Origin of the sequence: Blastococcus sp. VKM Ac-2987, from assembly GCF_026967805.1 — a bacterium.
In the GTDB taxonomy this organism is placed as follows: domain Bacteria; phylum Actinomycetota; class Actinomycetes; order Mycobacteriales; family Geodermatophilaceae; genus Blastococcus.
The window spans coordinates 561013-575756 of the sequence record NZ_JAPVBG010000003.1 but is presented as its reverse complement, the minus strand read 5'-3'; the positions used below and the strand labels follow the sequence as shown (position 1 = coordinate 575756).

At 75.2% G+C, this 14744-nt stretch carries 17 protein-coding genes; 7 read left to right on the top strand and 10 right to left on the bottom strand.

Annotated elements, in window-relative coordinates:
* Together O2W17_RS18010 and O2W17_RS18005 are read right to left on the bottom strand one after the other, a co-directional pair.
* Window positions 1–660 (bottom strand): histidine phosphatase family protein, encoded by a 660-nt coding sequence (locus tag O2W17_RS18010; protein ID WP_269193821.1) that lies wholly within the window; start codon window positions 658–660, stop codon window positions 1–3.
* Window positions 651–1718, bottom strand: a complete 1068-nt coding sequence (locus O2W17_RS18005) for a phosphotransferase family protein (RefSeq protein ID WP_269193820.1) — start codon at window positions 1716–1718, stop codon at window positions 651–653. The genes O2W17_RS18010 and O2W17_RS18005 overlap by 10 nt, the downstream gene beginning before the upstream one ends.
* Window positions 1719–1955: 237 nt before the next feature.
* Here O2W17_RS18005 and O2W17_RS18000 point away from each other — a divergent pair, with 237 nt between their 5' ends.
* Complete coding sequence (locus tag O2W17_RS18000) at window positions 1956–2411, top strand: STAS domain-containing protein (protein WP_269193819.1); 456 nt, start codon at window positions 1956–1958, stop codon at window positions 2409–2411.
* A 9-nt stretch (window positions 2412–2420) separates the two neighbouring features.
* On the opposite strand, the gene O2W17_RS17995 is transcribed toward O2W17_RS18000, so the two are convergent.
* The 4 genes from O2W17_RS17995 to O2W17_RS17980 form a co-directional block, all read right to left on the bottom strand.
* The gene (locus tag O2W17_RS17995) at window positions 2421–2654 is read right to left on the bottom strand and encodes a hypothetical protein (protein WP_269193818.1); all 234 of its coding nucleotides are present in this window, start codon (window positions 2652–2654) and stop codon (window positions 2421–2423) included.
* A gap of 39 nt (window positions 2655–2693) precedes the next feature.
* Window positions 2694–3989: a S8 family serine peptidase gene (locus O2W17_RS17990; protein WP_269193817.1), complete on the bottom strand. Its 1296-nt coding sequence runs from the start codon at window positions 3987–3989 to the stop codon at window positions 2694–2696.
* Between the two features lie 151 nt (window positions 3990–4140).
* Entirely contained in the window at window positions 4141–4536 is a 396-nt protein-coding gene (locus tag O2W17_RS17985; RefSeq protein ID WP_269194399.1) for a VOC family protein, read from the bottom strand.
* A gap of 115 nt (window positions 4537–4651) precedes the next feature.
* On the bottom strand, window positions 4652–5119 hold the full coding sequence (locus tag O2W17_RS17980) for a winged helix-turn-helix transcriptional regulator (RefSeq protein ID WP_269193816.1): 468 nt from the start codon (window positions 5117–5119) through the stop codon (window positions 4652–4654).
* Between the two features lie 156 nt (window positions 5120–5275).
* On the opposite strand from O2W17_RS17980, the gene O2W17_RS17975 reads away from it, so the two are divergent.
* Window positions 5276–5419: a hypothetical protein gene (locus tag O2W17_RS17975; protein ID WP_269193815.1), complete on the top strand. Its 144-nt coding sequence runs from the start codon at window positions 5276–5278 to the stop codon at window positions 5417–5419.
* A 92-nt stretch (window positions 5420–5511) separates the two neighbouring features.
* Here O2W17_RS17975 and O2W17_RS17970 read toward each other — a convergent pair whose 3' ends face one another.
* Window positions 5512–6033, bottom strand: a complete 522-nt coding sequence (locus O2W17_RS17970) for a hypothetical protein (RefSeq protein ID WP_269193814.1) — start codon at window positions 6031–6033, stop codon at window positions 5512–5514.
* A 420-nt stretch (window positions 6034–6453) separates the two neighbouring features.
* Here O2W17_RS17970 and O2W17_RS17965 point away from each other — a divergent pair, with 420 nt between their 5' ends.
* Window positions 6454–7332 carry a metallophosphoesterase gene (locus tag O2W17_RS17965; protein WP_269193813.1) on the top strand — a complete coding sequence of 293 codons (879 nt, stop codon included), beginning with the start codon at window positions 6454–6456 and terminating at the stop codon, window positions 7330–7332.
* Between the two features lie 9 nt (window positions 7333–7341).
* Here O2W17_RS17965 and O2W17_RS17960 read toward each other — a convergent pair whose 3' ends face one another.
* Complete coding sequence (locus tag O2W17_RS17960) at window positions 7342–8346, bottom strand: potassium channel family protein (protein ID WP_269193812.1); 1005 nt, start codon at window positions 8344–8346, stop codon at window positions 7342–7344.
* Between the two features lie 265 nt (window positions 8347–8611).
* Here O2W17_RS17960 and O2W17_RS17955 point away from each other — a divergent pair, with 265 nt between their 5' ends.
* From O2W17_RS17955 to O2W17_RS17940, 4 genes are all read left to right on the top strand, one after another.
* Window positions 8612–9289: a response regulator transcription factor gene (locus O2W17_RS17955; RefSeq protein ID WP_269193811.1), complete on the top strand. Its 678-nt coding sequence runs from the start codon at window positions 8612–8614 to the stop codon at window positions 9287–9289.
* The gene (locus tag O2W17_RS17950) at window positions 9286–10716 is read left to right on the top strand and encodes a sensor histidine kinase (protein WP_269193810.1); all 1431 of its coding nucleotides are present in this window, start codon (window positions 9286–9288) and stop codon (window positions 10714–10716) included. The genes O2W17_RS17955 and O2W17_RS17950 overlap by 4 nt, the downstream gene beginning before the upstream one ends.
* A complete protein-coding gene (locus O2W17_RS17945) occupies window positions 10713–11300 on the top strand; it encodes a GerMN domain-containing protein (RefSeq protein WP_269193809.1) in 588 nt (195 codons plus the stop codon). The genes O2W17_RS17950 and O2W17_RS17945 overlap by 4 nt, the downstream gene beginning before the upstream one ends.
* Before the next feature lie 150 nt (window positions 11301–11450).
* Window positions 11451–12827, top strand: a complete 1377-nt coding sequence (locus O2W17_RS17940) for a DUF2254 domain-containing protein (protein ID WP_269193808.1) — start codon at window positions 11451–11453, stop codon at window positions 12825–12827.
* A 59-nt stretch (window positions 12828–12886) separates the two neighbouring features.
* Here O2W17_RS17940 and O2W17_RS17935 read toward each other — a convergent pair whose 3' ends face one another.
* On the bottom strand, window positions 12887–13423 hold the full coding sequence (locus O2W17_RS17935) for a DUF421 domain-containing protein (protein WP_269193807.1): 537 nt from the start codon (window positions 13421–13423) through the stop codon (window positions 12887–12889).
* Between the two features lie 9 nt (window positions 13424–13432).
* Entirely contained in the window at window positions 13433–14719 is a 1287-nt protein-coding gene (locus tag O2W17_RS17930) for a cation:proton antiporter domain-containing protein (RefSeq protein WP_269193806.1), read from the bottom strand.
* Window positions 14720–14744: the final 25 nt, after the last annotated feature.

Sequence of the window (14744 nt, the reverse complement as noted above, 5' to 3'; positions counted from 1 at the left end):
TCAGCGGTAGGAGAGCAGGTGCCGCCGGGTGCCGGTGGCGTGCGCGTGGTCGTTGAAGGCGAGCAGGGACAGCCCGCCTGCACCGGCCAGCACGGAGGTGATCCCGACGTTCACCGCGGCGCGGTTGAGCGCGACGACGCCGTCGGCCGGCGCCGCGAGCAGCGCGGCGGTCACGGCCGCGATGACCCCGGCCGAGGTGGCGACGACGGCGTCCCGGCCCCGCGGCAACCCGGCGGCCAGCTCCTCGACGACGGCCACCGCGCCCGAGGAGAACGCCGGCCACCCGTCGGCCGCACCGGCGGCCACCCACGAGCGCAGCGCGGCGTCGAGCAGTCGCTGCATCCGGCGGGACGCGGACTCGCCGGCCGGCTCGTTCGCGGGTTCGGTGGGATACCGCTTCAGCAGATCGAGGTGGTCGTACTCGTCGAGCCGCGGATCGATCTCGGCGGACACCGGCCAGCCGGCCGCCTCGGCCAGCAGCGCGGCGGTGTCCCGCTGGCGGCGCAGCGTCCCGGAGACGACCAGCGGATCGCGGAGCTCGCGCCGACGCAGCTCCTCGCCCAGGCAGCGGGCCTGCTCGCGGCCGAGCTCGCTGAGCACGTCGTAGTCGTCGGCACCGAAGGAGGCCTGCCCGTGACGGACGAGGCAGATCAGCGGCATCCGGCCAGCCTCTCCGCACGCTGGAGGAGGACCGCCGCCGCGATGCCGAAGGTGGCGAACCGCGGGTTGGTGCTGTGCCCGGAGCTGTACCGGGCCCAGATCTGCTGGATGATCACGGCGAGCCGGAACAGGCCGAAGACCTCGTAGAACGTCCAGTTCCCGGGCTGCAGACCGGTGCGCGCCAGGTAGCGCTCGACCAGCTGCTCCCGGGTCGGCATGCCCGGCAGGATGCTCGGCTGGGTGGAGATCAGCCCGAACTCCTCGTCGTCGTCGGCGGTCACCCAGTAGGCCAGCGACGCGCCGAGGTCCATGAGCGGATCGCCCACGGTGGCCATCTCCCAGTCCAGGACGCCGGTGATGCGCGGCGTGCCCGCGAGGTCGAGCACGAGGTTGTCCAGCTTCCAGTCGCCGTGCAGCAGGCTGGCGCGCACGTCCTCGGGCTGGTGTGCCGCCAGCCACGCCATGAGGTCCTCGGCGGCGGGCACGTCGTCGGTGCGGGCGTCGCGGAACCGGCGCGACCAGCCCTCGACCTGCCGGCGGACGTAGCCGGGGCCCCGGCCCAGGTCGGCCAGCCCGGCGGCGTCGACGTCGATCGAGTGCAGGTCGGCCAGGGTGTCGTAGGCGGTCTCGCCCAGCACCCGCGCGCGATCGGGCCCCAGCTCCACGCCCTCGGGCAGCTTCCGGGTCAGCACGACCCCCTCCAGCCGCTCCATCACGTAGAAGTCGCTGCCGATGACCGACCGGTCCTCGCAGAAGCCGTGGATCTGCGCGACCACGTCGAGGTGCGGCCGCAGCCGCTGCTGCACGCGGACCTCCCGGCCCATGTCGTGGGCCGACGCCGCCTTGTGGCCGTGCGGCGGGCGGCGCAGCACCAGGTCCAGGTCGCCGTAGTCCAGCAGGTAGGTCAGGTTGCTCGCGCCGCCGGTGAACTGCTGCACCTGGGGCGCGGGCCGCCCGTCGAGCGCCGGCACGCGCGGCGCCAGCCACGCGTGCACCGCCTCGACGTCGAAGGCGTCCTCGGGGCGGACATCACGCAGTCGGGTCGCGTTCTCGCTCATCGGCCCCATCCCATCACGGACGGGTGCGGCGCACGCGCCACCGGTCTCCGCAGCACCGTCATCGGCTGCTCGCGGACGGTGAGGGCCGGGCCGACACCGCGGCTGCGGAACTGTTCAGGTCCCCATCTCGGCGATACCGTGGCGCACGGGTCGACGCTCCGGCCCACTGCACGCCCGACCGCGTGCGACGCGCTCGGAGCAGCCGCTCCGGCACGATCGTCAGAGGGGAGATCGGCCATGGCAGCAGACGCCCGACCGCCGGCCGCCTCCCTGGATGCCGACTCGATCCCCTTCCACGTGTGCGTCGACCTGGTCCGTGCGACCGTCACGGTCTCCGGCGAGCTCGACCGCGAGAACGCCCACCACGTCCTCGACGGGCTGACGGCGCTCGTCGGCACCGGGCACGACCGCTGGGCCCTCGACGCCGCGGGGGTGGTCTTCTGCGACGCCGCGGGCCTCCGCTCCCTGGTCACCGCCCACCACCTGGCCCGCCGGCACGGGTGCGCGCTGGTGGTCGAGCGACCGAGCCCGAGCCTGCACCGGCTGCTCCTGCTCGTGGGCCTGGACCAGCTGCTCGAGCTGCGTCCCGCCACCGCTGCGGCGCCGCCCGCGGCCGGCGGCCACCGCCCGCTGCCGTCGGCCGGACCGCTGCGGGCCGGGTACCCGATCCGGGCCGTGCCGAGCCGGGTCTGAACCCGGCGGCTACTGGACCGGCGCGTCCGGCGGAGCGAGCCGGTGGGTCAGCTGCTCGTCCACCGACAGCACGCCGGCGACACCGGTCAGCGCGCCGAGGGTGCCCGACGGCACCGAGCCGGTGATGATGCCGAGCCCGTCGAGCACCTGGTCCACCCGCATGCCGCGGGCGCGCAGGCCCTGGACGACGCCGTCGAGGGCGGCCAGGTGCCGGTCGTCCACGGTGACGCTGACGTCGGTCATGCCCCGACGCTACGCGGGCCCGGCGCCGCCCGGAACCGGTCAGCGCGGGGCAACCCCCAGGCCGCAGCCGACGTCGACCGACGGCTGGAGCAGCCGCTCGCTCTCCTGGCACAGGGTCGCCCAGAGCTCCAGGCCCCGGCGGCCGGTCGCCTCCGCCCAGAGCGCGGCGACCCCGGCGACGTGCGGCGTGGCCATGCTGGTGCCGCTGATCGTCTGGTAGCGCACCGGCATGGGCCAGGCGGAGGAGACCTCCCAGCCGGGGCCGGCGATGTCCACCTGCCCGCCGCGGGACGGCAGGCTCCGGGCCGAGAAGTACGCCATCCGCAACTCCTGGTCGACCGCGCCGACGGCCATGATCTCCACGCTGTTGGCCGGGGCGCCGACGAAGCCGGCGTCCCCCGCCCGCCGGTCGGCGTTGTTGCCCGCCGCGGCGATGACCAGCGACCCCTGGCGCAGCGCACGCCCACCGGCGGCGGAGTAGGGCGGATGGGCCTGCACCACGTCCGCGCCCAGCGACATCGAGATCACCGGGCAGCGGCTGGTCACGGCCCAGTTGATCCCGGCCAGGATGCCCGCGTCCGTGCCGCTGCCGTCGGTGCCGAGCACCTTCCCGGCGTAGATCTCCGCCTCGGACGCGATGCCGTACCGCGGCCCGCTCGGCGGGGTCCGAGGCCCGCACGCGGTGCCGATGCAGTGGGTGCCGTGGCCGTGGCCGTCCTGTGCGTCCCCACCGGCCACGAAGGACCGCGCCGTCACCGCCCGGCCGGCGAAGTCGGGGTGGGCGAGGTCGAAGCCGGTGTCGAGCACCGCGACCCGGACGCCCCGGCCGGACCGGGAGGAGGCGTCGGCCCGGACGGCCTGCACCCCCCAGGTCGCGGAGGGCGTGTCCGCGAAGCGGGCCGCCGCCTCCTCCTCCGCCGCCCCGGGCACCAGCAGCCGACCGGTCAGGTCGGCGACGCCGTCGCGGTAGCCCCGCGCGTACTCCCCGGCGTCGGCCAGGACGGAGTGGACGAGTTCGGGCGAGACGGACAGGACGGGCCGGGCCGAGATCTTCCGCAGCGCGCCGATCTGCTCCGGCCCGGCCGCGACGACGGCGATGCCGAGCGCGGCGAAGACGGTGGCGCCCGCGTGTTGCATCGTCTCCGGCGGCACGTCCCCGTCCGCGAAGTCGCGGGAGTCGGCGACCTCGCGGACGCCGGCCCGGCCCCAGTCGATGCGGGCGTCGTCCCCCGTGTCGGCGAAGACGACGACCTGGCGGCCGGTCTGCCGGGCCATCGGCCCGACCGCCCCGTGCCGGACGCTGCCCGGCTCCCCCGGCTGCTGTGGATCGATCACTGCTCCCCCTCGGCGTCACGGCGGACCGCCCGATGTCCTACGACCGTAGGTGCGCGGCCGGAGACTCAGGGTGATCGAAGCCGGGCGGTCCCGCCATCCCGGTCCGCGGACCGCAGTGTCGCCGCGGGGTCCGACGCTTTCGCCGCGGCGCTCAGCCCTGGACCACCGACGGGTCCATCCACATGACCTCCCAGACGTTGCCGTCCGGGTCGGTGAAGCTGGCGCCGTACATGACCCCGTGGTCCTGCGCCGGCAGCCACGGCTTCCCGCCGGCGGCGATCGCCGTCGCGACCAGCCGGTCGACCTCCTCCCGGCTGCCGGCCGACAGGCAGTTCAGCACCGAGGTGGCCTGCGCCGGGTCGCCCACCTCGCCGGTCACGAAGTCGGCGAACCGCTCCCGCGTCAGGAGCATCACGGCGATGTTCTCCTCGACGGAGTACGAGACGCACCGCTCGTCGGAGAACTGGTCGTTGCGCCGGAAGCCGAGCGCTGCGTAGAAGGCGTCGGCGCGGTCCCGGTCGGCGACCGGCAGGTTGACGAAGATCATGCGCACGGGGGACTCCTCGGTCGGTGCTGCGGTGCCGCCGTCCGGGCGGACGACGCCGTCGCAGGGAAGACGCGCACGCGGCGGAGAACTCATCGGCCCGTACCTGCCGGAGGGCTCAGGCGCGGCGCTCCACGCCGGCGCCGGCGGCCCGGGCGGCCACCTCGTGCGGGCCGGCCACCTCGTGCCCGTCGTCGCAGACCAGCGCGACCCGGACCCGGGCGCCGCAGTCGCGGTGCTCCAGGGCGAGCGGTGGCGGACCGTCGGCGAGGTGGCGGTCGCCCCACTCCATGAGCGCCACCAGGGTCGGGTAGAGGTCGCGCCCCTTCCCGGTCAGCCGGTACTCGTGCCGCTGCCGCTCCCCCTCGTCCTGGTACGGCTCCCGGCGGAGGACGCCCTCCTGCACGAGGGTGGCCAGCCGGTCGGTCAGCACCGCCTTGGGGATGCCGAGGGCCCGCTGCAGGTCGGCGAAGCGGCGGACGCCGAGGAACGTCTCGCGGAGCACGAGCAGGCTCCACTTCTCCCCCACCACGGCGAGCGTGCCGGCGACGGAGCAGCGGGAACGGTCGAACGAGGCGTCGCTCACACGTGTGAGCCTAACCATGCTGGGTTCACTTGCCGAACCTCGTCCGGAGGAGCAGAGTTCAGGGTGCGAACCCAGGAGGCGGACGGTCTCCGGCCGGCCCGCCCGGCCCCCTGCAGAGCTCGCGGAACCACCACTGCTCTGACGACAGGACATGCCATGACCCGCATCCGCACCACCCTCGCCCGCCGGCACGCCGAGCGGGTCCACCTGCGCCAGGAGCGCGACCTCGCGCGGGCGCTCGCCACGGCGCCCACCCTCGAGTCGGCGCACGAGATCGCAGCGCTCGGCGCCCGCCGCTGAGCCACCCACCTGGCTCACCTCCTGTGGTCCTGGCTCACGGTCGACCGTGAGCCAGGACCCGGGACGACCAGGTCACCTGATCGAAACCGGGCTCAGTCGCCGGGCTGCACGAGCGAGGCGGCGAGGAAGGGCTCGTCGTCCCACTCGGCGTAGGCCTCGTCGGGCAGATCAGCACCCAGCGCCTCCTCGACCTCGGCCAGGTCGAACTCGTCGTCCGGCACGGCGCCGATCGCCACCTGCTCCCCCGGCATGAGCGCCGGTTCGGTCCGGGTGACGACGAGGATCGGCTCGACGTCGCCGCCGTCGGGCCCGGTCATGGTGAAGGCCACCGGCGAGACGATGCGGACCACCTCGCCGGTCAGCGTCACCTCCAGCCCGGCGTAGGCGTCGAGGTCCTCGCGGAACTCCGCGGTGTAGGGCCCGTCGTAGGGGTCCTCGAGGTCGTCGGGGGGCCGGACGTCGGGGTCGGCCGCCGTGGTCGGCTCACCGCCCACGGCCTCCTCGTCGTCGACGCCCGAGCAGCCGGAGAGGACGGCGCCGCCCACCGCCGCGACGAGGACGGCACCGGCCAGGCGTGGTGCGCGACGACGGACGGGCAGGACGCCGGACGACACCTCCGCTCACCCGGCCCGCAGGTCGAGGCGGTGTGCGGGCGGTGCCCCGGTCGGTCGCGGGCAGGTCCTCATGGCCGTCGGTCCTCTCCGTGCCGCGGGCCGGCCACGGTCTCCCCGTGGCCGATGGTCACGCTCGGTTCCTGCCCGGACGGCGGCGGCGCCGAGCGGTGCGCACCGCTTCGTCACCGATCCGCAATGACCGGGGAGCACCGGGCCGGACGGTGATTGCGGAACGGTGACAGCGGTGCCGCGCCGCGTCCACCGTGGTCGCGGTTCCGCGCCGAGGGCCGCCGGACCGGACATGACGAGCGCGTGGCGATCACTTCCGCCGGCGCATCCGCCGCCGGTTCCCGGGGCAAGCCCCGGACGATGCCGACCGGCGTCACGCCCGGCCCCCGTACCCCGGAGGAACCACCCCGCATGAAGCGCTGGACCCTGCGCATCGCCGCCCTCCTCGGCGGACTGCTGCTCCTCCTCGTCGGCTACGGCGTCCTGGTCGAACCGCGGCTGATCCTCGACGAGGAGCGGGCGGAGGTGCCGCTCCCCCGGCTCGCCGCCGCGGCCGACGGCACGGAGATCGCGATGATCTCCGATCCGCAGATCGGCATGTGGTGGGCCAACGAGGGGATGGTCGCCCGCGCCGTCGAGACGCTGGTCGAGGAGCAGCCGGACATCGCCCTCCTCGGTGGCGACTACGTGTACAGCACCGACCCGGGCATCCCCGAGCAGGTGGCGAACGTGCTCGACCTGCTGCGGCCGCTGATCGACTCCGGCATCCCCACGTACGCCGTCCTCGGCAACCACGACTACAAGGTCGGCGCGGCCGAGGAACTGGTCACCGCCTTCGAGGGCGCCGGCATCACCGTGCTCCGGAACGAGGCCGCCCCGGTCCCCGGTACGGGTGAGGGGGCGGACGCCCTGCACGTCGTGGGGATCGGGCCGGTCCGGCCGGGCGAGGCCGACGTCGACGCCGCGCTGGCCGACGTGCCCGACGGCGCGCCGCGCGTCGTCCTCTCGCACAACCCCACGGCGTTCCCCGAGTTCCCCGCGGGCACCGCGCCGCTGGTGCTCGCCGGGCACACGCACTGCGGTCAGGTGGCGCTGCCGGGCACCCCGCGCTGGTCCTACCTCGGGTTGACCGAGGAGGAGAAGATCGTCGCGGAGGGCTGGGCCCCCGAGGGCTACGGCGCCGAGGGCAACCGCATGTTCGTCTCGTGCGGTCTCGGGTTCAGCGTGGTGCCCATGCGCATCAACGCCCCGCCGGAGCTCGTCCTCTTCGAGCTCCGCGCCGGGGGGTGACCCGTGCGCTCACTCCCGCCACTCCCAGCCGGCGTCCTCGACGAGCCGGCGCAACCGGGCGCGGCGCGGGGCCGCGGCGTCCACGGCGCGCCGCCACTCCTCCCGGTCGCCGAGCGGGATCCCGGCGTCGGCCAGCCGGTCCAGCCCCGGGCCGGGCGGGGGCTCGGCGTCGTGCGGCGACTCCCGGCCGTGGGTCGCCGTCGCCACGTAGCGGTCGATGACCCGGCGGACCGGCAGCACGGCCGCGGCGGGCGGCCGCACGTCCGCGGCGACCGCCTTCCCGAGGAGCAGCATCGCGTCGTCGAGCCGGGCGATCGCCACCGGCGCCGACGCGGTGGCCCGCTCGCTGCGGAAGTAGTGCAGCACCGGGTAGGCCAGGTGCTGCTCGGCCACCGCGGCCAGCTGCGCCGGCAGCTGCAGCAGCTGCTGGGTGAAGGCGGGGTCGAAGCGGTCCCCGTCCCAGCCACCGACCACGATCCCCTGGGCGCTGTCCCCGAGCCCGTGCAGCTGGGTGGCCGTCGCCCGGCGGCCGACCACCGCGGACATCACGGAGAACAGGTAGGTGATGGAGAGGGTCACCAGCGCCAGGCCGCTGAAGCTGGCCAGCGAGGTCATCACCCGCCACGCGGGTTCGGTGGCGACGAAGTCGCCGACGCCCAGCGTGGAGACCGCGTAGCCCGCGAAGTAGACGACGTCGGCGACCGAGCCCGGCCGGCCGGTCCGCGCCTCGGCCACCGAGCCGCTGCCGAGGAAGACCAGCGACCAGCCGGCCCAGAACAGCGCCACCCAGAGGAACACCGTCACACCCATCAGGAGCGGCCCCGCGGAGCTGAGCAGGCGCGGCCGGCCCCCGCGCCGCCGGTGGACGCGGAGCAGCAGGCGCCACGCCGCGGCGAGCAGCCGCCGGGTCAGCGGACCGGCGCCCTCCCCGAGGGTGAGGGTGGTGGCGGTGACGTCCCAGACCACCAGGACGACGGCGAGCGCCCCTCCGACGACGAGCAGGACGTCGGTCACGTCGGGGAGACCTCCGCGGTCGCACCGCGGCCCCGTCGCTTGAACCGGCCCCTGTGGCTGGCCTGCACGCTCGCTCCCTCCCCGGCCGGAGCGGCCGCCGCCCGGTCCGTCCGGGAGCAGGTAGCCCACCTGGGCGGGCCCGACCCCGTCGTCACGCAGTTGTCACATCGCCCGGACCCGGTTCGGCCCGCGACGCCGCGCCGCGGCGACGCCCGTCCGGGTGGCCGGAGCTGCAGGCCGCTGCCCGGGTCGGCAGACTGGGGGCATGTCGCGGTCGGTGCTGATCATCGAGGACGATCCGCGGATCCGCCGCATGCTGCAGATGACGCTCCAGCGGGAGGGGCTCGAGGTCACCGAGGCCGGGAGCGGCGAGGACGGGCTGGAGCGGCTCGCGGAGCGGACCTTCGACGTCATCCTGCTGGACCTGATGCTCCCGGGGAAGGACGGCTTCGAGGTGTGCCGGGAGATCCGGCGCACCTCGAACACGCCGGTCATCATGGTGACCGCCCGCTCGGACAGCCACGACGTCGTCGCGGGACTCGAGGCCGGCGCCGACGACTACGTCTCCAAGCCCTTCGTCGTCAAGGAGCTGTCGGCGCGGATCCGGGCGCTCGCCCGGCGCACCCGCGCGCCGGAGCCGCGCGTCCACCTGCAGGTGGGCGACCTGGAGATCGCCCCCGCGGACGGCACGGTCACGCGCGACGGCGAGCTGCTCAGCCTCACCCGCACCGAGTTCCGGCTGCTCTGCGAGCTGGCGACCGAGCCCGGGCGGGTGCTCAGCCGCGAGGAGCTGCTCGAGCGGGTGTGGGGCTACGACTACTTCGGCGACTCCCGGCTGGTCGACGTGCACGTCCGCCGGCTGCGGAAGAAGATCGAGCCGGACCCGGGCAACCCCACGCTGGTGACCACCGTGCGGGGCATGGGCTACCGAGTCCCGGGGTGAGCAGCCGGTACGACCACGGCGACGGCCCGCCGCCCCGGCCGGCCTGGTCCCTCCGGCCGAGGACCCTGCGGGGGCGCGCGACCGTGGCCTTCGCCGCGGTCACCTTCCTGCTCTCCGGCGTGCTGGCGCTGGCCGTCTGGGTGGGGGTGTCGCAGTACCTGCTCGTCCAGCGGGAGCGGGTCACCCTGGTCCAGGCCTCCGACAACGCCGCGCAGGTGCAGCGCGCCCTGGCCAGCGAGGGCCTCGGCGTCCCCCAGGTGCTCTCCCAGCTGCCCCGGGAGACCGGCTCGACGTCGCTGCTCGTCGACGACGGCGCGTGGACCACCACCTCCCTGCTGCTCGGGCGGGACGCCCTCCCCGAGTCGCTCCGGGAGACGGTGATCGCCGGCACGCCGGCCCGGCAGCGGATCGAGGTGCAGGGGCAGACGATGATGGCCGTCGGCATCCCGCTGGCCGAGTTGCGGCAGGCCTACGTGGAGGTCTTCCCCCTCGACGAGCTGGACCGGACCTACCGGGTGCTGGCGGCGGTGCTCGCCGCGGCGGTCCTGGGCACGGTGCCGCTGTCGCTGCTGGTGGGCTGGTACGTGACCGGCCCGACGCTGCGCCCGCTGGACCGCATCTCCAGCGCCGCCGCCGCCGTCGCCGGCGGGGCGCTCGACACCCGCATCGACCCGCGGGGCGACCCCTCGCTGGTCCCCATCGCGACCTCGTTCAACCAGACCGCCGACGCCCTCGAGGCCCGGGTCCGGAGCGACGCCCGCTTCGCCGCCGACGTCAGCCACGAGCTGCGCAGCCCGCTCACCACGATGCTCGGCGCGCTGGACCTGGTCGACGCGACCGCCGACCCCGCCGACCACGACCAGACCGAGGCGCTGGCCCTCCTGCGCTCGGAGGTGGTCCGCTTCGAACGCCTGGTCGCCGACCTGCTGGAGATCTCCCGGGCCGACGCAGGCAGCGCCGACCTGGTCGCCGAACCGGTCCGCCTGGCGTCGCTGACCGGTGCCGTGGTCACCCGCCACCGGCTGGACGGCAGCGCGGCGCAGCTGCTCACCGTCGAGGACGACGCCGCCGACGTCCTGGTCTGCGCCGACAAGCGGCGCCTCGAGCGGGTGCTGAGCAATCTGCTGGACAACGCCGACAAGCACGGGGGCGGGGTCACCGCCGTCACCGTGGCCCGGCACGGCGAGACCGCCGTCGTCCTGGTCGACGACGCCGGGCCGGGCGTCCCCGCGGACGAGCAGGAGCGGATCTTCGAGCGCTTCGCGCGCGGGTCGGGCAGCATCCGCACGCACACCGACGGCTCCGGGCTGGGGCTGGCACTGGTCACGAGGCACGTCCACGCCATGGACGGGCGGGTCCGGGTGCAGCGCAGCCCGGCGGGGGGCGCCCGCTTCGTCGTCGAGCTGCCGGTGGAGACGCAGCCGTGAGGGCCGTTCCCGCGCTGCTGTGCGCGCTCCTCCTCCTCGCCGGCTGCGGCGTGGAGCCGCAGGGGAGTCCTGAGGTGCTCACCATCCCGGTGCCGGAGGTCAGCGCGGCCGGGGAACGGACCGAGGCGAACGGCCCGGCGCTGACCGTCTACTTCGTCCAGGGCACCACCCTGGCCGCAGCGGAGCGCGCCACGCAGATCGCCGACGCGCCGTCCGCGCTCGAGCTGCTGTCCCAGGGACCGACGCGGGTGGAGGTCATCGGCGGTCTGCGCACCGCCCTCGCGCCGCAGTCGCTCCTGGCGGACGAGGGCGTGCCCGGAGGGATCACCTCCGTGTCGGTCACCCGGGAGTTCACCGGCATCACCGGCGGCAACCAGCTGCTCGCCGTCGCCCAGGTCGTCTGGACCCTGACCGACCTGCCCGGCACCACGCAGGTGCGGTTCCTCGTCGAGGGGGTGCCCGTGGAGGTGCCGACCGACAGCGGGCTCACCGACCAGCCGGTCGACCGAGACCACTTCCGCTCCGTGGCGCCGGCCGGGGACGGACCGTCCAGCCCGCAGCCCCCCGCCGAGGAGGCGGATTGACCGACCGGTTCCGCGGTGCCGGGCGCGGCTCCCGGCCCGCCGGGCCCCTCGTGGGCAACGGGGTCCGGCCGGGATCACCCCGGTCCCGCACGGCTGGAAGGAGCCGATCATCATGCACGTCGTGCAGCAGACCCCGGCGGCGGTGACCCGGTGACGCGGATCAATCCGATCGGCCGGGTGTGGCGGTTGGCCCGCGGCGCGCTCTGGCCGATCCCGCTGCTCGCCGTCACCCTGGCCGTGACCGCCGGCCTCCTGCTGCCGGTGCTGGACGAGGCGCTGAGCACCGCCGACGAAGGCTCCCCGCTGGGGTTCGTGTTCGGCGGTGACCCGGGCGCGGCGCGCGACCTGCTGGCCGCGATCGCGGGCTCGCTGATCTCCGTCACGGGCGTGACCTTCTCGCTGACCGTGGTGGCCCTCCAGCTGGGCAGCAGCCAGTACTCCCCCCGGCTGCTGCAGACGTTCGTCACCGACCCGGTGGTGCAGGGCACCCTCGCCCAGCTGACCGGGACGTTCGTCTACGCGCTGACCGTGCTCCGGACGGTGCGGACCGCGGAGGCGACGCTGGACGGCCGGGCGTTCGTGCCGCGGTTGTCGATCACGCTGGCGTTCCTGTTCGCACTGGGCAGCGTCGCGGCGCTGGTGTTCTTCCTCGGCCACCTCGCCCGGATGCTGCGGGTGGAGACGATGCTGCGCAACGTCCACGACGAGGCCGTGGCCACGATCGAGCGCACCGACCAGAACCCGGACGACGCCCCGCCGGAGCTGCCCGGCCGACCGGGGACGCCCGTCGAGGCGCAGGCGAGCGGCTTCGTCGTGGCGGTCGACGAGGAGCGGCTGGTCGCCGTCGCGCGCGAGCGGGACCTGGTGCTCGTGCTGCGGCCGCGGATGGGCGACTCGGTGGTGAGGGGCACGCCGCTGGCCCACGTGTGGCCCCGCGACGGGGGCCCGGTGCGGGATCCGGACGAGCTGGCCGACGCCGTCACCCAGGCGGTCACCCTGTCCTACGAGCGCACCCCGGAGGAGGACGCGGCCTACAGCGTGCGCAAGATCGTCGACATCGCCGGTCGAGCCCTCTCCCCCGGGATCAACGACCCGACGACGGCCGTGCACGCGCTCTCGCACCTCTCCGCGCTGCTGGGCGACCTGCTGCCCCGCCACTCGCCGTCCCTGGCTTGCCGGGACACCGACGGCACGCTGCGCCTGGTGGTGCACCGCTGGACCGCCGAGGAGCTCCTGCGGCTGGGGCTGGAGGAGACGATCGAGTACTCCTCCGGGCAGCCGGCCGTGCTGCGGCGGATCGCGGGGCTGCTGCGCGAGCTGGCCTGGCGGGTCCGCGGCCACGGGCTGGACCGGGAGCTCACCGCCCTCGTGGAGCGCGCCGCCCGGCTGGCCGCGGAGACGACGTCGGTCGACGAGCGGGAGGCCACCCTGTGGCGGGCCGCCGTCGACGACGCGCTCGCCGGCCGGTGGTCGGTCGTGCCGGAGCCGGGCCGCCGGCCCGCCACCCCCCACGCCCCGACGAGCTGAGGCACGGCACGTCGGGACCCGTCCCGCGGCGGTATGCGCACGTACCGCCGCGGGGTCGGTCAGGCCTGGGCGCGGCGGGCGATGTCGTCGGTCCCGGCGACGCCCGCCAGCGCGGAGCCGGCGCCGTACTTCTTCGCCGGGATGACGCTCAGCGAGCCGTCGCTCTCCAGCACGACCGCGGCGACGTCGGCCAGATCACCGGAGCCCGAGGAGCGGATCGCCTGGCGGATCTCGTCGATGCCGACCCGCACCTCGCGCATCCGGTCGTGCACCGGCTCACCGTTGCGCAGGACCAGCGTGGGCCGTGAGGTGACGACCATCCGCAGGCCCGGCCAGCGGACGGTGGCCCACGCGACCACCGCCTGCAGCAGGGCCAGCAGGCCGAGCGCGACGGCGCCCTCGGTCCAGGCGACGTCGGTGCTCAGCAGGATGGTCGCCAGCGTCGAACCCAGCGCCACGGTGACCACCAGGTCGAACGCGTTGAGCTTGGTCAGCGTCCGCTTGCCGGACAACCGCAGCACGACGACCACGGTGACGTAGGCGGCCGTCCCCACCAGCAGCACCCGGATGACATCGGACCACGAGTCGAACCACATGCCGGCCCCCTACCCCTGCGATCCCGGTGGGAAAGCGGATCGGTCGCGATCGTGATCCCCGGCCGGGTCGTCGTCGCCCTCCTCGCGACCCGCCGGACCGGCGACCTTCCGGTAGACCACCCGCCCCGGCGTCGCCGTCAGGCCGTGCACCACGGTGCTGACCGCGACCACCAGCGTGCCGGCCACCAGGACGACCGGGTCCAGCTGCAGCCGCTCGGACTCCAGCGTCAGGTAGAACAGCGCCGAGACCCCGATCGGGCCGAACCAGCCGAGGTAGACGGCGTCCGGGCGGGCCAGGTGCAGCGGGCGGCGGAGCAGGTAGACGACCGGCGGCCGGCGCAGCAGCAGCACCAGGACGGCGAACAGCAGCCCGCTCCAGCCCAGCGCGCGCCACTCGGCCCACGGCAGTATCGCGCCGAACGCCAGGAACAGCGGCAGGACGACGAACCGGTTCACCGCCTCGTCGATCCGGACGTCCGCCGCGCGCTCCCGTCCGGTGCTCACCGCGTTGAAGGCGAGCCCGCAGACGAACACGGCCAGGACCCCGTCGACCCGGATCAGCCCGCCGGCGCCCAGGGTGGCGAACGCCAGCACGATGGTGAAGACCAGCTCGGGCCCGGGGTCGGTGGCCCCGTGGTCGGCGCCGGCCCTCAGCGCCTGACCGCCCAGCCAGCCGAGCAGCAGGCCGAGCAGCACCGCACCGGCGACGTCCCAGACCGACTCCACCAGCGCCTCGCCCGCGGTCAGCGGGCCGGCCAGCGCCAGGGCGACGAGGACCAGCGGGAGCGCCAGGCCGTCGTTGATGCCGGACTCCAGGGAGAGCACCTGGCGGTCCCGACCGGGCAGGTCCTCCTCGGCGGGCTTGCCGGTGGTGACGGTCGAGGCCAGCACCGGGTCGGTCGGCGTCAGCGCGGCCCCGATCAGCGCCGCCACCCCGAGCCCGACGCCGAGCGTCAGCGCGGCCAGCCCGGCGGTGACCACTGCCATGGCCGGCATCACCACGGCCAGCAGCAGCAGCACCGGCCGCCAGCGGGCGCGCGCGACGTGGAACGGGTAGCGCAGCGCCACCGACATGACCGAGACCGCCAGCAGCAGCCGGGCCGCGGTGTGCAGCCAGGCGTGCTCGGCGAGCAGGTCGGGCAGCGGCAGGACGCCGAGCACGGCCGGGCCGAGCACGACGCCGATGCCCAGCGCCAGGAGCGGCTCGCTCACCGGCAGCCGGCGGATCCGCTCCGACCACGCCGCGGCGACGAGCGCCAGGGCGCCCGCCGCCGTCAGCAGCACGTCGACGGTCATCGGTGGCCGCCGGACGTGCCCGCGA